Here is an 18,618-nt window from a genome sequence, read left to right on the forward strand (position 1 = left end):
CATCTACGCCTCCTGCTACACTCGACATCGGTCGCCTCCTGGCCTTGGTAGGGGTTCGAATCTCACAACTCGATTCCTACCAAGCCGGGGCGGCCTCTCATATGTGCGCAACTATCCGGACGTTATCTGTGTCGTTGGCAAGAACCAGGAATGCTCGGTTGATGCGCTCACGCAGAGGCGACGGTCACGGACTCGCCTAATGATTTTGTGCGTTCTGGTTCTTAAACGCTCGAGGCCGCTTCAGGGCCATTTCTTGCGCCGCCTAGATCGCTACTGTGTACGACGGGTTCACTTCGGCACTGCCGATAGCGATCTTTGCCATTGCCGCAGAGCACCAGATCGAGGGCGTGAAGAGAGTGTCCGATGATGACGCTTGGAGCGATGCCGCGTAGCACCAACGGGCCACGGTAGAGAAATGTGGCGTCGAGCCCCCCTTTGTAAGCTAGCGTTGCGCATCCGGTCCGCTTAGGCAGACTAGCACGTGAAAGTCTCGTCACCGCCGCAGCGACTCTCATGCCCGCCGCCCATTTTCTGCGAGCGTTCACCGTCCCCCTCGGCTTCGGCGCGATATCGGCGTTGAATTGGTCGGTCGATCCTTACGATCAGTACGGCGAGCATGGCCGGCCGCCTCTAACCCTCACCGCCCGCGGCGATAAATCCCTGGGCGTCTCCCAGGCGAGTCCAGCTACTGACGGGCTTGTCATGGGGTCGTCGCGAGTCCTCCTGCTGTCGCGCGCGCAACTGGAGGCGGTAACGGGCGTCGGGTTCTACAATGCCGGCGTTTACTACGGCCGCACCGAAGACTTCTTGGCGCTGGCGCGACGTTTTGAGACGACGCGTGCACGAGCGCCTCGAGTGCTTGTTATCGGCCTCGACATCGACGCGTTTGCCGACCAGATTGGCCCCGACTCCGAGCTGATCCGCACGGCTGCTTTGCGGCGCTAGACACCCGAATGCATCACGCTCAACGACCGGTTGCAGCCAGCAAGGGAACTCTTGTCGTGGCATCAAACTACCGGCGCGCTCAAGCTTCTCTACGCAGCCGTGCTGTTGTCGATAGCTTGGGTTGCACCCAATGCGTGGCGATTCGACTTCAGGGGTGGATCGCTTAGCGGCGTCGCCGCTGCTCTGGTGTTCGTTGTTTGTGTGCTGCGTTGCGACTCGGCTAGCCCCTCCCTCTACTTCCGCTTTTGACTTGCCGACTCAGTGCCTGTCCGAATTCCGCGATTCTGACTATCCCCCATGAATCATCGCAACCTACGGATAGCGACGTACTCCTCGCTCAAGGCGAGTTTAAGGGAAGGGTGGAATCGGCTAGCCGGCCCCAACGTCTTCCGGAGGTTTGAGTGGGCGAAGTGCTGGCTCGACACTTTTGGCTCCGGCTGCGAACCGCACATCGCGGCCATCCATACCGAATCGGGCGAACTGGTTGGGCTGGCCGCGTTCTGCTTACGACCGATGAGTGCGTCGACCCGCGCGCTGGAGGTTATCGGAGGTGGCAAGGCCTGCGGTGACGACCTCTCGATCCTCGCGGCCGAGGGCTGGACGGAGGCGGTTGGCCAACTAATCGCCGATTGGTTGATCGACGACCGTGCTGCGGGACGCTGGGACGAGATGTGGCTTTCGGGCGTCACCGATGGCGATCAAAGCGTCGCCGTCCTCTTCGATCATCTGAAAAAGTCGTCACTCGGAATGCTGCGAGTAATCGATCAATCGCGATGGGTGTGCCGGCTGCCTTCAAGCCTTGACGGGTACTTCCTGGGCCTCGGCAAGAGCTCACGTCGCCTCGCTCGCCACGTCTTGAAACGGCTCGACGGCGACCCGCAAACGTATACGCTTGAGATTGCTTATGACGAGGCGACCCGAAAAGAGCGTCTTGCCGAAACCGAGCGGTTGCACGAGCTCCGCTGGGAATCGTTGGAAGGGGGCGGGTGCTTCTCGCACCGGCACTTTGCGCCGTTCATTGACAGCGTCACCGGTCAGTGGCTGAGCGAAGGGTTGCTGCGACTCGCCGTCTTGAAAATCGACGGGGAACCAGCGGCCGCGGCGATTGGCGTTCTTTGTAAGGGAGTGCTGTCGATCTATCTCACCGGGCGTGACCCGCGTTTCGACACCCTCCATGCCGGCTGGATGCTCAACTTCTCCTTGGTGCGGATGGCGATCGAGGCGGGCGCCCACACCCTCGACATGCTCCGTGGTGACGAGGACTACAAGCACCGTCTAGGAGGCCGCCCAATACCGCAGGCAAGCTACTTTATGCCAGGTCACGGATTGCGGAATCAAATTCGCGGTCTCTCCTACTCTAGTTGCGAGAAGCTCCGTCAGTGGCGTCGGCAGCTACGTTCACCGATCTAACGGAAGTCAGCGACGGCGGAAACACCGTAATCGCCGCCCTTGCGACCGTCCCGGTTCGAACCATAGCGACCCCGCAACATCCATCGACGTTGTCACTCGAAGCACCTGCTAAAAGCACTGCTCGGCGGGGCCTCAATTCTTCGATGGCATTGAGGCGCTCGCCCGTAATTTCGACAACAGATCGTCGAACTCGGACCAGATATCTGCCGGCAACACGCTTAATTCGGTATCGTGCCGCGACGCTGCGGACTCTAGCTTTTGCACAGAATTGAGCAGTTCGGCCGCGTCGAAGTACGGCAGTTGGCCGAGAAGTTTGTGCGACAGCACACCGGTCTTTCCACGGTCACCGGCGTCGACGGCAACCTTCAGTTCGTGAATGAGAGCTGGCGCCGTTGCGAGGAAGACTTCGGTGAGTTCGGCGAGTAAGTCGGGATCTATATCCTCGATCCGGCGGATACCTGCCGCTTGAAAGGTGAAGTCGTCGAGCGTCGCAAGCAGAACCTCTCGGCGTATCGGCTTCGTCAAATAAGCGTCGAACGTCAATGCGTGAGACGACGCGATGGTGGGTTCGGCGTAGGCCGTCAGGCAGACCATCGGGGGCGGACCTTCACCCGCCGCAAGCGAAATCTTCCGAAGATGATTGGCGGTCTCTGCGCCATCAATCCCGGGCAGTTGAAGGTCGATGATGACGGCGTCGAACCGGTCGAGCATGTAAGCCTCGCAGGCGGACTCGCCATCGTCGGTCAGTGTGACTCGATGCCCCGCCTTCTCCAAAGACTTCCGCAGCAGGACCTGGTTCACCTCTGTGTCTTCAACGACCAGAAGGTTGAGAGGTCGGGATGGCGAACTGGGGTTCTGACTAGGCGAACGGATGACTTTCGCGGGCGCAATTGGCAGGGTCACTGCGAAGGTCACACGGGTGCCGTGATTGAGCTCGCTCTTCAGTTGGATTTCGCCCCCCATGGCGTCGATGATGCGGCGACAGATGGCGAGCCCCAATCCCGCACCGCCACTCCGCGAACCGTCAGCGGTTTCGACCTGGGTAAATGTCTCGAAGATTCGTTCTCGATCCACTTCGGCAATCCCGATCCCCGAGTCAATGACTTCATACGTCAGTCGGAACGAATGCGTGTCGATGGGCGTCCCGCTGCAACGGATTTCAACTCCACCCCGGGCGGTCGCTTTGATCGCATTGCTGGTGAGGTTGAGCAGTACCTGGACGAGTCGCTCTTGGTCGCCGAGCAGAAGGGGTGGCGGGACTTCGGGTTCAATTGATTGGAGCGTGATCTGATTGTCTTCGGCAGCCCGGCTCATCAGTCGAATCGTTCGCGAGACCGGTGAGAGCGGGTCGAAGGTGTCGATCTTTAGCGTCAACCGATCGGCGTCAATTCTCGCGATATCGATGAGGTCGTTTAGTAGACCAAGCAAACACTCGCCGGCCTCCTCGACGATCGCTAGGTAGTTGTCTCGTTCCACGCTGTCGTCGGTTCCTCGGGCGAGCTCCGTCATGCCCAGGACAGCGGTCATCGGGGTGCGTAACTCGTGGCTCACATTCGCCAAGAATCGGGTCTTCGCCGTGCTCGCCCGCTCGGCCTGCTCCTTTGCGGCTTGCAGACGCTGCGACAGGGAAGCGAGCCGTTCGACGGTCCGCTCGATCCGGTTGACCGCCGGCCGGAAGACGATCAGGCCCTCTGCCAAGAGAACGAGAAGGGTCAACGCGAGGATCGCGTACTCGAGCCGGCGTAGTTGGGAGACTCGCCGCTCCGCCTCCGCGACAAACTGGGTGACGATGGCGTCCATCCCCGACAGGAACTCGCGTTCGTGCTCTTGGATCGTGGCGACCGCGGCTGACCTCGCCAAGGTGTCCGAGTCGCCGATCAGTTCTTCGGCGGCCTCCCGCATCAAGTTGTAGTGCGGTTCAATCTTGGCGAAGAGTCGCTCGATCTCGGCGCTCGAATTACCGGGGAGGCCAACCGACTTGTCGCCGTGCTGCAAGGCGAGATGACTGTCAGACCACTCTCCCAGCGTTTCGGATAACTCTTCTTGCGTGTGGGGGTCGTCCGCGAACGCGGACATCGTTAAGTCTCGTGAGTCGATGCGGAGGGCCGCCTTGGCGAGCCGCTGGCTGAGCATCCGTTGACGGCCGGCGACATTGATCACACGGGAGTCACTCTCTCCGGCGCCGAGTTGCCATTGGATGAGCCACTGGGCCCCCAGAGAAAGAAGGGCGACGGTGCTCAGCGCCAGAATGTAGAGCCGCGTTAGTCGACGGCCTGCATTCGTGACCACCGAATCGCTCTCGGACGCTGCGCCATCGCTGAAATTCGGCACGCTCACCTGGTGGGATCACTCTTCGCGGGGTTTAGCAGTCATGCCGTGGAGCCGGAGTTTCTTCCGCAGACTCGCCCGGGTGATCCCCAGAGAGCGGGCGGCCTGCGCCTGGTTGCCGCGCGTGTAGCGAAGGATACGCATAAAGAGATTGCGTTCGGTCTCGGCAATCGCATCCGCGTAAAGCGTGTCCGAGCCGGCTTCGACGCGCATATCGACGAACGACGCCCAATCGGTGACGTACCGCGACGCTCCAGGCCTCTCTGCGGTTGGCACCGCCGATTGGCCCGATACGGCTTGGAGTAGCTCGTTGGGCAGAAGGATGTTTCCCTTTTGCTCGATCAACGCGCGCTTCAACACACTTTCCAGCTCGTCAATATTCCCGGGCCAGAGGTGCGAAGCGAGGGCCTGCATCGCTTCGTCGGAAACATGCGGGTCTTTTACACCGAAGGCAGCGGCGATTGGCTGCAGCTTCTTCACGCTGCATTCAACCAACAGGCGCAGGTCACCGTGGCGTTGGCGCACCGGCGGTAACGCAATGACAAACGACGAGAGCGTGTAGTAGAAGTCGGAACGAAACTCGCCGGCGCGAGCCTTGATCTCGAGGTCTTCGGTAGTGATCGCGATCAACCGGCAGCTAAAGGGGCGGCGATGCCCGTCCCCGGACTCGTAGTAGCCGTCGCGGACCGCGCTGAGCAGTTTCGCTTGTAACCCGAGCGAGGCGGCGCCGATCTCTTGAAGGACGAGCGTACCAGAGGCCGCCTCCGCGGCCCGCCCGCCCCCCGAGTCGTCGGGCGTCTCCACCCTGCCGAACAATTCTTCGTCGAGCCGGCGTTCGCTCATTCCCCGGCAGTGAACCTTGACGAAGGGACCCATCGCGCGGTGGCTATGGGCGTGGATCTCGCGGGCGACCGACTCCTTGCCGGTCCCGTGCTCTCCGCTGATGAGCACGGCGATCTCTTGGCGGGCGACTTTGCCGATCGACTTGAAGACCGTTTGCATCGCGGAGCAGTCGCCGATGAGTCCCGCCGGTTGAGACGGAATCGCCGGGCCTGGAAGCGGCGGCCAGATCGCCTTCTCGACGCCGGCTGCGACTTTCGCCCGCTCCAAGGTGACGGTTCTCAACGCCAACGCCCGCTCGATCTGCAGCCGCAACTTGGGAGGGTCGAGTGGCTTGGGAAGATAGTCGAACGCACAGAGCTTCATCGCTTCGATCGCCGCCCCCCCGGTGCCGCGTGCGGTCACAAACAGGATCGGCACGTTGGGCGCCAGGAGGTGGATCTCTGACAGGGCCCCGAGCCCCAGGCCGTCGGGAAGGACGTTGTCGAGGATGACGACATCGGGCCGACGTTCGGTAACCGCGGCGATGCCAGTGGCCCCGTCCCCCGCCGTGAAGAGGCGGTGACGGAGTCCTTCTAGGGCTCGGCGAACAACTACCGAGACGAGAGGATCGTCGTCGATGACGAGGACGACGGGACCGTCCGGCATCGTTACTTGAGATGTAACATCAGCTACCACGGACGCTTCTTATTGTCGTTGGCTTGCGATTCGGGGGAGGTCGGTGAGCGTCTACGGCCCGTGCAGTCGATGCGTGCAACTCCCGCGCCTCCCCGACAAGTCGAGCACACTTTGGATGCCCGGATCCCTAAAACGGAGGGCTTTAGTAGCCTCCGTAAGAATATCCGATGGCGTGACGCCGCCGGCAAGTGAGTCCGCTGCTCGGTTTTTAGGCGGTTATCGCGAGGAAAACGCCTCGGAGGGTGCAATCGACGCTGGATGACCTGGTGGCTTCGTTTTTACCACACCATAACCCATTGTGCGGTAAATACTTATGGCGATGTGAAGCCATTCCGGCGGAAGTGCTTTTGGTAAGTACGTGTCCTCCTATACGTCGAAGAGGGGTAAGGCGGGCAAGAGGCGGGATTTGCGTGACGTCACACGCTAATGCCTCGTCGCAGCCAAGTATGTGGCCCCCATTTGGCGAGACAACCCGCGCGTGGCGCCAAGGACCCGGTGCCTTCCCTCCAGGCTCATGGACACGAAGAGCGAGAACAACGATGCGAGTAATCTTATGTACCGCTCTGGGAACGGCCCTCGCTTTTAGCTGGGGCGCCACCGGGGCGGATGCTCAAGAGAGCCTCTTCATGCCGAACGGCTATGGAGTCTCTTCTCCCGCCGTGATGACCCATTCCGAGAGTGACTCGGAATGGGTGTCGTTCTGCTGCGAAGCCGAAGAGCCTGCCTGTGATTGCCCCTCCTGTGACGCGAGCGCCGATGGGTGTGGTGACGAGATCGGTTGTGGCAGTGGAGTCGGTTGCGGTTGCCCCGCCTGTGTCGCCGCTAAAAAAGGGGCGGCGAAGGGCAACCGCTGCGCTCAGTCGCACGCCGGTGTCTTCTACGCCAACGACTTTAGCTACTTGAAGGACCCCAAGTACCAAGGCTGCTGCCTCGGCGACGGTCTAAAGCTAATGCCTGTCGGCAACTGCGGCCGCTTCGGGACGCTAGACATTGGTGGTCAGTACCGGCTGCGGTACCACCACGAGCGGGGCATGGGCCGGTCTTCGACGACCGCTCCTCCTAATCAGGGTTTCCTCGACACCGACAACGATTTTCTGTTGTCGCGACTTCGCTTGTACGGCAACTGGAAAGTAAATGACAACGTTCGCGTCTTTGTCGAAGGGATCGCCGCCGACGTGTCGGCGAATGACACCTACAACCCACGGGCGATCGACGAGAACTACGCCGATCTTCTCAACGCCTTCTTCGATGCCAAGCTGACCGACGAGTTCACGCTTCGAGTCGGACGGCAAGAGCTTCTCTTCGGCGCCCAACGGACCGTCTCACCGCTCGACTGGGCGAACACCCGTCGGACCTTCGAGGGTATCCGCGGCCTCTACAAGAGCGGTGACTGGACGATCGACGGCTTCTACACCAATTTCGTGCCCGTCGTGCCGGACAAGTTCGACGAGGCCGACTACGACCAGTCGTTCTACGGCGTTTACTCGACCTACGCAGGCTACGAGAAGGCGACGTTCGACTTCTACTACCTCGGCTACGACAACCAGACCGTCGGCGCTCCGGTGGCGACCGACTTCTCGCTGCACACGTTCGGTTCGCGAGTCTGGGGAACCGCAGGCGACGGGTGGCTCTACGAGGTTGAAGGCGCGTACCAGGGCGGGCGGCAGAGCGGTCTGGGCCTCGACCAGAGCGCCGGCTTCATCACCACCGGCCTTGGCCACAAGCTCGACAACATGGCTTGGGACCCGACGTTGTGGTTCTACTTCGATTACGCCTCCGGCGACCACGGTGACGGCTCGTACAACCGCTATAACCAACTGTTCCCGCTGGCCCACAAGTATCTTGGCTTTATCGACGCGGCGGCGCGTTCGAACATTATCTCGCCGAACGTGCTGCTGACCATGAAGCCGCAGGCGAAGTGGGACCTGCTCATGTGGTACTACTACCTCGGCACCGACTCGGCGACGGACGTTGTTCCTGGCGTCGGCTTCGCCGGAGCGCAGAACACGACCAGCACCGACTTTGGCAATGAACTTGACCTTATCGCCAAGTACAGCATGACGGCGCGTTCGAATATCCTGTTTGGCTGCAGCCATCTGTGGGCGGGTAGCAAGATTATCGGAACGACTGACCCCGACTTCTTCTACACGCAGTGGGAACTCAACTTCTGAGATTGCAGCCAGGCTTCTACGGGGATTGTTGGATCCCCCTTCGCTCTGCAAACGCGGGTCCGTTCTCTTCGAGGGCGGCCCGCGTTTTTTTGACGCGGCTCCCTCGTATTGCGAGGTGGGCAGCAAGCTTCCCGCAAAACGAGCGGAATGTGACCAAGGACGCTCGACATCGCCACCTGCCTTGCTACATTCGGAACGTCTAATCGAAGTTGGCTGAACCGATCGTACAAGCCGGTCTAACAAGACTGTCTTGTACGCCTTTTCTTGCTTTTTTGAAGGCGCTCAATTGGGTCTCTTCACGTCTGAACATCGTCGTGGTGACGCCCCTGCATGGTTGGGGCCGCTAGTGATAGCAGCGTCGTTCGGTGTGCTGGGGGGGCTGGGCGTCTTCACGTTCGGTTACGGCCAAGGGTACGCCTACCTCGGCAATAACCCGCAGACGTGCGCCAATTGCCACGTGATGCAGGACTCGTACGACTCCTGGCAAAAGTCGAGCCACCACGCCGTAGCGGTCTGCAACGATTGTCACGCGCCACACGACTTGGTGGGCAAGTACCTGACAAAGGCGGACAACGGCTTCTTCCACTCGCTCGCGTTTACGACGGGCGACTTCAAGGACCCGATCCAGATCAAGGCCCGGAACAGTCGGGTCGTTCAACACGCCTGCCTGGATTGCCACCAAGAGCTCGTCAACCACATGCTCCCCGTGGAATCGGGGGGTGAGATGCTTTCTTGCGTCCACTGCCACGCCAGCGTAGGCCATGCCCAATCGGTCGCGCCACGCCGTTACGAAGGATACTGATTGATGCTACGGACCCGAAGCACCGTGACGTCCCCGATGTGGGTACGACATCGCCAAAATGACCGTCTAGGCGGCGTCGCCTTGCTGGCGTTAGCCTTCGTAGTCGCCGCGATCGGCACGGCCCTTGTCGCCTGGGTCCTGGTGACGATCTATAGCCGCAAGCAGGAGGCCCGGCAGCCGTTTGTCCGGGTCGCCGAGATCAACGAGATCTCGGTCGATCCCGAACCTTGGGGGCTTAACTGGCCGAACCAGTACGATGGCTGGAAGTCGACCGCAGGGGATAAGTTTTACGGCGGTTCGAGCGCGATGCCCCAGTCGAAGCTTGAGAAGCAGCCGTGGCTCAAACGTCTGTACGCCGGCTACGCCTTCAGCATTGACTACCGCGAGGCCCGCGGTCATGCCTACATGCTTTATGATCAGGGGGTGACCGAAAGGGTCACAAAGAAGCCCCAGTCGGGAGCGTGCTTGCATTGCCATGGCTCGACGACGGTCATGTACCGCAAGGTTGGTCTTGAGGCGATGGGCAAAGAGGCGACCGACGAGGTGCTGGCGGCCCACTTCAACAAGGAAGCGGTTCAGCGTGGCTTCGAGGAAGTTAGCACCTTGAGCTACGCCGAAGTGCTCGGCCTCTTGAAGGCGACGCCCGACGGCACGCCGGGTGAAGAGACGCCCGTCTTTCCGCCCGCTCCGACTAAGGAGATGGCCGGCGCGCCTCTCCCCGAGGGACACCCTGCAACCGGAGGCGGCGAAGCTCACCCGGTCACCTGTATCGATTGCCACAACCCGCAAACGATGGCGATCCGCATCACCCGACCCGGGTTCATTAACGGCATCGCGGCGTTGGCCGATGGCGACGCGCCCGTCGCGCACCTGCCGAGCGTCGAGCGGTGGCGCCGCGGCGACCGCACGCAGCCCTACGACCCCAACACCGACGCCACGCGGCAAGAGCTGCGATCGTTTGTCTGCGGCCAGTGCCACGTCGAGTACTACTGCGCCAACAAGATGACGCTGACCTTCCCCTGGAAGAACGGCCTGAAGATGGAGGATCTTGAGCGCACCTGGGACGAGACGACATTTCCGGACGGTTCGGCCTTCTACGACTACACGCACGGCGAGACGGGAGCGAATGTCTATAAAGCGCAGCACCCCGAGTTTGAGCTCTGGAGCCAGGGAGTCCACGCCCGCAACGGCGTCAGCTGCGCCGACTGCCATATGCCGTACCAGCGTGTCGGCGCGGCCAAGGTGAGCAACCACCATGTCCGCTCACCGCTAGAGAACCTCAACGCCGCCTGCCAGAACTGCCATCACATCAGTGAGAGCCAGCTCAAGGAACGTGTTGAAACAATCCAATCAACGAACCTCGCTTTGCTTGAGCGCGCGGCCGGGGCGATGACGGACATGCTCGACGCGATCCTCGAAGCCAAGGCCGCTGGCGCAGACGCGGAATCGTTGCAGCCAGCGCTGGACCTACAACGCAAGGCGATGTGGCGTCTTGACTATATCAGTAGCGAGAACTCGCGAGGCTTCCACGCCCCGCAAGAGGCGGCCCGGATCCTTGGCGAATCGATCGATTACAGCCGACAGGCAGAAGCGACGGCCCTCCGAATCCGGGCCCCCGCAGCGCCCGACATCGAAGGGATCCCCATCGAGCCGATCCAGGGGGTGACGCCCGACAAGGTGATTGCCGAAGAACAACGCGCACCAGCGCCGTCGTCTCTCGGAGACGAGAACGCCGGCTGACTCTTCGGACGTAGGTCTCACCCCGAAACAACCCCACGCTGTCAGACCGATAAGTCGATGCAAGGCCCGCGTGTCGCTAGAGCGACTTTTTGTGGGCGTAGCGCTTTAAGTCGCCGGCGAGGCGAGCTTGACAAGACGCCGAAGCAGGCAGAACGCCGACATGCTGGGGTCGACGACAACGGCCCGCGGATTAGCGAGAAGAGCGTTGCTAGTACACGTCGCGAGCGTAACGGCCTGTCTCCTTCAGCTTATCAATGTACGCTTTCACCTCACTCGCGTTCTTGCCGCCGTGCCTTTCAATTACGTCGTGCAGCGCGCTATCGACGTCGGTGGCCATTCGTTTGGCGTCGCCGCAGACATAGAACGAGGCGCCCCCTTCGAGCCATTCCCAGAGCTCGGCGCCCGCCTCGCGCATGCGATCCTGGACATAGATCTTCTCTTCTTGGTCACGGCTGAAAGCGGTACTGAGATTGGTCAGGAGGCCGGACGATTGCATCGCGGACAACTCATCTTTGTAGATGAAATCACACGCCTCGTGCTGGTCGCCGAAGAAGAGCCAGTTCATCCCCGTCGCGCCGGTCGCCTGGCGTTCTTCGAGGAACGCCCGGAAGGGGGCGATCCCCGTGCCGGGGCCGACCATGATCATCGGAGACCCACCGTTCGCAGGTACGCTGAAGCCGTGCGAAGGCTGGACAAAGACCCGCACCTTGGAGCCCGCCGACATGCGGTCAGCAAACATCGTCGAGGCGACCCCTTTGTAGAGGCGGTCTCCAGCTCGCGTGGTCGCCTTGCCAACCGTGAGATGGACCTCCCCCGGGTGCGCCTTCAGCGAGCTGGCGATTGAGTAAAGCCGCGGCGCCATCTCCGTGAGGCAGGCGACAAAGTCATCGGCCGTGATCGTTGCCGAAGGGGCTCTCCGCAGGACGTCGAGCACGTCGAGCGTGTCTAACTCGTCGGCGTCGATTAACGACGCAGTCGCCAATTCCTCGTCCGGGTCCGTCGCCGACGCGGCGAGCAATTCAAGCAACTCGTCCGACGCGTCACGGAGATTGAACTCATCGATCAGCCGCTTGCCGAGCGCGGCGTCGCCAGCCAGCCCGAGTTGCCCGAGGATCTCCTCCACCAACTCGGGGCAGTTTGTCGGGTAGACGCCCAGCGAGTCGCCCGCCTCGTAAGTGAGCCCGCTCTCCCCAAGGTCGATGACGACATGCGAAGTGTGCTTGGACGATCCGTCGCCGTTGAGGTTGTAGCCCGCCTTAAGCACGGCCTCGTAGGGATTCGATCGGCCGTACCCTGTCGGCTTGGCGGCGATGGCGCCATTCACGCCCGACCCGTTTGCGGAAGGCTGCCCGGCAGGTTCTTCCTTGAGCAGCCGCTTGAGCGTCTTGGCGGTTTCTTTCCCGCCCGGCGAGCAGAGTGTAAGATTCTTCTCCTCTCCCGCGGCGATCGCCTCGGAGTAGGACTTGCAGACATAGCCGCAGGCGCCGCAATCGAGCTGCGCCATCGCGGCCATCAGTCGCCGCTTAACCGGCTTTCCGTCCGCCAGCGCGAGCCGATCGTCGATCGGCAGTCCGGGGTCGTGCCACGGAAAGTCTTCCTCCGCTTCGGCCGGCGCCGGCAACGTCGCCACGCCACCATCGCCGCTCGGCGCCGCTGCCGCGCCGCCGGGGTGAACCCCGGTCCATCCGGCTAGAAAACCGTTGAGCCAGGCGCGCTGTTCGGCGTTGAAGGGCGCCGATTCAGGGATGATTGATACACTCATGGTGGGAATTGGCTTTCACCACGACGGCCGCATCGCGATTCGGCGTCAAGCGGCGGAATGCCCTTCAGGCGTAGGCAGGGAATTGGGAAGACAAATCGGGGCTTGCTTCGTCGTGTGGCTGTGGTGAGTCGTTGAGCTAGGCGGTGACGGGCGTGCCGAGGCACATTGCCCGCAGCACATCGGTCTCGACGCGTCGCGTAAAATCGACGAACGCCTCGGCGGGCGACTCGCGGTTGTCGAGGTACGCCTGCAACAGCCCCGCGACACGGGCCGGTACGTCGCGGAACGCCACGCCGTTGTACAACTCTCGGCCGATGCCCTGCCGCTCGCCGTAGCCGCCGCCGACGAAGAGGTGGTAACCCTCGACCGTTTCGTCGGGGTTGTCGGGGTCCTCGACGTTGGCGGCGATCAGGCCGATATCGCCGATGTAGTGCTGGGCGCACGAATGGTGGCACCCCGTCAGGTGGATGTTGACCGGGACGTCGAGCTCGAGACGCTCTTCGACGTAGTCCGCGATCGCCATCGCGTTCGCCTTGGTCGGCGCGCCAGCGTACTTGCATCCCGCCGATCCTGTGCAAGCGATGAGCCCTGCGCGGACGCTAGTCGCCCGCCACTCGAGCCCGATCGCTTCGATTTCCGCAGTAACGGCGGCGACCGAATCGTCGGGTACGTTGGTGACCAGCAGGTTCTGCCAGACGGTCAGCCGGAGGTCGCCATCGCCGAACTTCTCCGAGATTGAAGCGAGGCTTCGCATCTGATCACTCGTGATCCGCCCCACGGGAAGGACAACGCCGACATAGTTGAGTCCCGGTTGCTTCTGCGGGTGGACACCAACGTGGCCTTGCCGGTTGTCGGACGAACGGGCCTCGACCGCGTCGAGCGGCGCTTTGGTCAGTTCACGCCCCAAGTCCTTCTCAACCTCGGCGACGAACTTGTCGAATCCCCAGCTGTCCAGGACGTATTTGAGTCGCGCCTTGTTGCGATTGGTCCGGTCGCCGTTACGGATGAACACCCTCACGACAGCGGCGGCGACCTCGACGGTCTCCTCTGGCTTCAGCAGGACGCCCGTGGGCTTGGCGAAGTCCTTGTGCCCCGTAATGCCACCGAGGGTGAACTGAAAGTAGACCCCCTCACGTAGCGACTCGGACACGAACTCGGATTTAAGACGGACGGCGGTGAACCCGACGTCGTTGGTGTCTTCGAGCGCCGCGATCGACCCGCCACCGTCAAAGGCGATGTTGAACTTCCGCGGCAAGCCGTAGAGCTCACGGTGGTTGATTAGGTAGTAGTGCATCTCCCTAGCGAGCGAGAGCGTGTCGATCAATTCCGTTGGATCGAGACCACTGAGGGGGCTCGCCGTCACGTTGCGGATGTTGTCCGACCCGGCGCCGAAGTTGATGATCGCTAGATCACGCAATCCGGTGAGGACGTTGAGGGACTCCCTGGCGGGGATCTCGCGCAGCTGGAGGTTGGCCCGCGTTGTGACGTCGGCGTAGCCTCCGGCCGAGCGGTCGGCGAGGTCCGCAAGCCCGCGAAGCTGCCACGAGCGGATCGCCCCGCCAGGGAACCGCAGCCGACACATGTACGAGTCCTGCGCGGGAGCAACATAGAACAGTCCGTGATACTTGGTGAGGAAGACATCGGTTCCCTTGGGGAACTCGTCGGCTGCGGCGCGAGCCCGCAACTCGTCCCACATGTCGCGGGGGTTTTTGTCACGCTTCGCCTTCTCCTCGGCGACAAGCTTTCCGCCGGCGGCGACTTGCTCGTCCTGCGCGGCGTGGTGCGCCGCCATCGGGTCGTAGGGCAGAAGGCCACCCGCCGGCTGCAGCGCGCCGACGACAACGGTGTCGTCCAACGCCCCGCCACTGTTCGACAGGACCGGGAGGCCGCGCACCTTACGAGAGACGTCGGCGCCGAGGGCAAAGCCTTGCAGATAGTTCTGCTGCTCGCGCGAGAAGCCGCCGTCGCCGTCATTCGATTCGCTCATAGTTCTGACTCCAACGCCTCAAGCTTTACGGCGCAGTCCTTGTAGCTCGGTTGGTGTGAGTAAGGGTCGAAATGCGCCAGCGTCAGCCGGTTGGTCGCTTCGTAATGCATCGGGATAAACACTTGGCCGGGCTGAACGGTGGGCGTCAGGAAAGCAGTCGCCGTAAGCTTGCCGCGGCGCGAAGCGACCGAGACTTGGCTGTGCTGTTGGATCCCCTCTCGACGGGCGTCGTCGGGGTGGACCTCGACGTAGATACTTTGCGGGTAGAGCTTCCGTAGAACCGCCGACTTGCCGGTGCGGGTCTGGGTGTGCCATTGCGACGCGGCGCCGCGGCCCGTCAGTAGCAGGTAGGGGTAGCTCTTGTCGGGCTCCTCGGGCATCGCCCGGGTCTCTTCCCAGATGAACTTGGCGCGGCCGTCTTCGTGGTAAAAACGGCCGTCTTCGAAGAGGCGGCGTTGTTGATCGACTTCGGCGGCCGGCTCGACGCAAGGCCACTGGGCGCCGCCGGCGTGGTCGATCGAGGCGTAGTCTCCCATCCCGGTGAGATCGCACGGCCGGCCCCGCGAAAGGTCTTGCATCACGCCGAAAGCCGCTTCGGGTGACGACCAACGCTGGAACATCTCGCCGCAGTCCCAGTAGTCGGCTACAAGACGGAAGATCGAGAAGTCCGGCAACGCTTCGCCCGGTGGTCGGCGGACTTTTTTGACGACACCAAAGCGTCTCTCGCTGTTGATAAAGGTCCCTTCCTTCTCGCCCCAGCCGGCCGCGGGAAGGACGAGGTCGGCTTGCTGAGCCGTTTCGGTCGTGTGGTACATGTCCTGTACGACTAGGAAGTCGAGCTTCGACAGCAACTCACGGGCGTCTTCCTGGTGGATCCACGAATGCGACGTGTTGGTGCAGATAACCCATAACCCCTTGATCGCCCCGGTGCGGATGCCTTCGATGATCTGGTGGTAGGGCCAGCTATCGACGGTCGGGATCGATTCGACGGGGATGTCGAGGACCTCGGCGACTTCTTGGCGATGTTCGGCGTTCTTGAAGTCGCGGCCCGCGTAGAGGCCTGTTGTGTTGCTGAAGATCCGTGAGCCCATCGCATTGCACTGGCCCGTGATGCTGTTGGCGCCGGCGCCAGGCCTGCCCAGGTTGCCGGTCATCAGCGCTAGGTTGATCAGGCTCTGGGCGATGCGGGTCCCCTCGTAATTTTGGTTAACCCCCATCGTCCACCAGAACGAGACCCGCTTGCCTTCGTGGATCGTGCGGGCAACCTGTTCGATGGTCTCGACGGGGACGCCCGACGCCTCCGCCGCTCGCTCCGGCGTGTAGGCGTGAACGAACTCGGCAAACTCTTCGTAGCGGTCGGTGCTCTCTTCGATGTACTCGCGGTCGATCCAGCCCTCGCGCACCAGGATGTGGGCTAACGCGTAGAAGAACGACAGGTCGCTCTTCGGCTTGATGGGCAGGTGGAGTGTGGCCGCCATCGCCGTTTCGGTCCGCCGCGGATCAACGACGATGATCGCGGGCGCATGCGGGTTGCGGCAGACGCGTTCCCACATGATTGGGTGAGCCACGCACAGGTTCGAGCCAACCAGGAAGATAACGTCCGACTCTTCAAAGTCTTGGTAAGTGAAGGGAGGAGCGTCGAAGCCGAACGACTCTTTATAGGCGGTCGCAGCGGTAGCCATGCACTGGCGGGTGTTGCCATCGCCGTGGACCATCCCCATGCCGAACTTCGTCAGCGCCCCGAGCAGGGCCATTTCTTCGGTGACGAGTTGGCCTGTGCTGAGGAACGCTACCGACTCCGGCCCGTGCTCGCGGCCGATCTTTTGGAACCGGTCCCGCATGGTGGTCATCGCCCGGTCCCAAGAAACGGGCGCCAGATCGCCCGTTGCGGTACGCAGAAGGGGTGTCGTCGCGCGGTCGTCGGCGTCGAGCACCGAAAGCGCCTCCCACCCTTTAGGGCAGGCCATGCCGAGGTTGACCGGGTACTCGGTGGTCGGCGTCAGGTTGATCGCCTCTCCGTCCTTGAGATGGATGCGTAGGCTGCAACCGGTCGAGCAGTAGCCGCAGACCATGTCGGTCGTCGCATCGGGCTTGAGCCTCGACGGCACCTGCCCCAGACCAAACCGGCCGGGCTCGCGTAAGAGCTCCCGCGTCAGGACTCCATTTTTCTGGTGGACGATGTTCAAGAGTTGCCCAAGTAGGCCCTGCTTCTCAGAGGGCGACTCCGCTCCCGGCTGCTTCGTTACAGTGCTCATCGTGTCGGCATCCCTCCCGGCATCCGCAGAGGGACGACCGTGCTGAAGTAGAGCCAACGTTCCACGAACTCGCCGGCCAAGAGGGCGGTGGCGCCAAGCGGCGCGAAGAGCGGCGGCAAAACTCCCAGTCCCGCGATTAGCAAGGACGCCACGCCGGCGGCTCCGACTGCGAAGCGAGCGACGGTAACCGGCTTCAGGGCGCCGAGTTGCAAGCGCGCCGTCAGGCGGAGATCGCCTTCGTGGTCAAGACGGTGCGCTAGCAGGCTGGCCTCGTAGGCAAGCTTGGCCCCTGCCACGATGACCGCCAACCACGCCAACGCGCTCGCCGAACCTCCGGCGATTCCAATGGTCGCGGAGGCCGCAGCCAGTCCAAGGACAAGGGCTGTCCCAGCGAATTTTAGTAGCGAGCGACTACCGAGCCAGAAGGTACGGCCGGTAAAGATATAAATCTTGGCCGAGCAGTAGACAGCCACCGCGCCGGCGACGATGGCCAAGGCTTCCACCGGCGTCCGCAGTGCGACGGGGACCAGCTTTTCGATGAGTTTCGAAACGAACTCGGGCATCCAGGGTTCGACATAGGGCAAGGTCGCAAACACCGCGGCGCCGATTGAAAACGCGGCGTAGACGCCGAACATGATCGCCTCGCGGCTAAGCCAAGAGTGCCGCCAACCAAGGACCGCCCGGAACGCCAAGTGGGGTCGGCCCAAGTGGAGCGGCGCCACGGCGAGGCCCGCCTGACCGGCGAGCATGCCCAGCACGATCGCCGCATCGGCCCCAACGCCCCCGCCCAGCCAACGGACAACTGACCCGACGGCGACCGCACCAACCGAGAACTGTGTCAAAGTGAGCATCGCCACGAGCGGGGCGTGGGCGTGTTGGGGCTCGGCGAAGCCGGCGTCGGCGCCCGCAACGTTCGTCGGAAGTCCGCGCTTGGTTCGGTAGACCGTCGTGGGGTTGGTGAGCTGGGACGGCGGCGAATCGGGCAGGAACAGCCCGCGATCGGTGCGTGCGACGGTCTCGGCGACATCAACCACGGTAATGCGGATTGCCCCGTTGGGGCACGCCTGGACACAAGCGGGCGCCTCGCCCGCGGCCAGTCGGCCGTGGCACATGTCGCACTTTCGGACAATGCCTTTCGATTTGCTGTACTGCGGAACCTCGTACGGGCACGCCATGGTGCAGTACTGGCAGCCGAAGCACTGGTCGTCGAGATGACGGACGATCCCCGTGACGGGGTCTTTTTCGTAGGCGTTGGTTGGGCAACCGGCGAGGCAACCGGGATCAACACAGTGGTGACACGCCGTGGTGACATGCTGGAGGACCGGGAGTCCTCCCGACGTCCCTCCCAACGAGGAACCCTCGCCGTAGAGCTGGCCAACGTTCCGCCAGGTTTCGGTGGGTTCGAGGCCGTTGAGGTGGTGGCACGCGCTGACACACGCTTTGCAGCCGCTGCAGGCGTCGAGATCGACATCGAAGGCGTACTGCTCGCCTTGATCAGGCAGTCCTGCAGGGATGAGGTCACGGTAATACTTGGACTGCGCGGGAGGGGCGCCCTCATCGTGCAACTTGGCGAAACGCTCGACCGCTGTCATCTCCCGCGAATCGTCTAGCAACGCGCGTAGCAGCCCTGCCGGGCCGTCGCCCTCGGGTCGTTGCAGTTCGGCTTTGGCGGCGATCGCCGTCATGCTGATTCGCGTCTG

At 62.4% G+C, this 18,618-nt stretch carries 11 protein-coding genes; 5 read left to right on the plus strand and 6 right to left on the minus strand.

All coding sequences use genetic code 11. The features are described 5' to 3' along the window. The first annotated feature begins 513 nt into the window (after positions 1-513). Together Pla108_RS08400 and Pla108_RS08405 are read left to right on the plus strand one after the other, a co-directional pair. Positions 514-945, plus strand: coding sequence for a hypothetical protein (locus Pla108_RS08400; RefSeq protein WP_146444499.1), 432 nt, complete (start codon positions 514-516; stop codon positions 943-945). A gap of 297 nt (positions 946-1,242) precedes the next feature. Then, positions 1,243-2,355, plus strand: coding sequence for a GNAT family N-acetyltransferase (locus Pla108_RS08405; protein WP_146444500.1), 1,113 nt, complete (start codon positions 1,243-1,245; stop codon positions 2,353-2,355). A gap of 132 nt (positions 2,356-2,487) precedes the next feature. Here Pla108_RS08405 and Pla108_RS08410 read toward each other — a convergent pair whose 3' ends face one another. Together Pla108_RS08410 and Pla108_RS08415 are read right to left on the minus strand one after the other, a co-directional pair. Beyond that, a complete protein-coding gene (locus Pla108_RS08410; RefSeq protein WP_146444501.1) occupies positions 2,488-4,692 on the minus strand; it encodes an ATP-binding protein in 2,205 nt (734 codons plus the stop codon). 9 nt (positions 4,693-4,701) lie between these two features. Beyond that, on the minus strand, positions 4,702-6,171 hold the full coding sequence (locus tag Pla108_RS08415; RefSeq protein ID WP_146444502.1) for a sigma-54-dependent transcriptional regulator: 1,470 nt from the start codon (positions 6,169-6,171) through the stop codon (positions 4,702-4,704). Between the two features lie 569 nt (positions 6,172-6,740). Between Pla108_RS08415 and Pla108_RS08420 the strand changes: the two genes are divergently transcribed. The 3 genes from Pla108_RS08420 to Pla108_RS08430 all read left to right on the plus strand — a co-directional run bounded on the left by Pla108_RS08420 (position 6,741) and on the right by Pla108_RS08430 (position 10,914). Next, entirely contained in the window at positions 6,741-8,372 is a 1,632-nt protein-coding gene (locus Pla108_RS08420; RefSeq protein WP_197526392.1) for an alginate export family protein, read from the plus strand. 346 nt (positions 8,373-8,718) lie between these two features. After that, positions 8,719-9,174: a cytochrome c nitrite reductase small subunit gene (gene nrfH / locus Pla108_RS08425; RefSeq protein ID WP_231934381.1), complete on the plus strand. Its 456-nt coding sequence runs from the start codon at positions 8,719-8,721 to the stop codon at positions 9,172-9,174. 3 nt (positions 9,175-9,177) lie between these two features. Further along, complete coding sequence (locus Pla108_RS08430) at positions 9,178-10,914, plus strand: ammonia-forming cytochrome c nitrite reductase subunit c552 (protein ID WP_231934383.1); 1,737 nt, start codon at positions 9,178-9,180, stop codon at positions 10,912-10,914. A 208-nt stretch (positions 10,915-11,122) separates the two neighbouring features. On the opposite strand, the gene Pla108_RS08435 is transcribed toward Pla108_RS08430, so the two are convergent. The 4 genes from Pla108_RS08435 to Pla108_RS08450 form a co-directional block, all read right to left on the minus strand. After that, entirely contained in the window at positions 11,123-12,676 is a 1,554-nt protein-coding gene (locus Pla108_RS08435) for a sulfite reductase subunit alpha (protein ID WP_146444505.1), read from the minus strand. A gap of 136 nt (positions 12,677-12,812) precedes the next feature. Then, the gene (locus Pla108_RS08440; RefSeq protein WP_146444506.1) at positions 12,813-14,663 is read right to left on the minus strand and encodes a NirA family protein; all 1,851 of its coding nucleotides are present in this window, start codon (positions 14,661-14,663) and stop codon (positions 12,813-12,815) included. Further along, positions 14,660-16,918, minus strand: coding sequence for a molybdopterin oxidoreductase family protein (locus Pla108_RS08445; RefSeq protein WP_146444507.1), 2,259 nt, complete (start codon positions 16,916-16,918; stop codon positions 14,660-14,662). The genes Pla108_RS08440 and Pla108_RS08445 overlap by 4 nt, the downstream gene beginning before the upstream one ends. Then, the gene (locus tag Pla108_RS08450; RefSeq protein WP_146444508.1) at positions 16,915-18,603 is read right to left on the minus strand and encodes a DmsC/YnfH family molybdoenzyme membrane anchor subunit; all 1,689 of its coding nucleotides are present in this window, start codon (positions 18,601-18,603) and stop codon (positions 16,915-16,917) included. Before Pla108_RS08450 ends, Pla108_RS08445 begins: the two co-directional genes overlap by 4 nt. Positions 18,604-18,618: the final 15 nt, after the last annotated feature.

The organism is Botrimarina colliarenosi, assembly GCF_007859955.1.
GTDB classification, from domain to species: domain Bacteria; phylum Planctomycetota; class Planctomycetia; order Pirellulales; family Lacipirellulaceae; genus Botrimarina; species Botrimarina colliarenosi.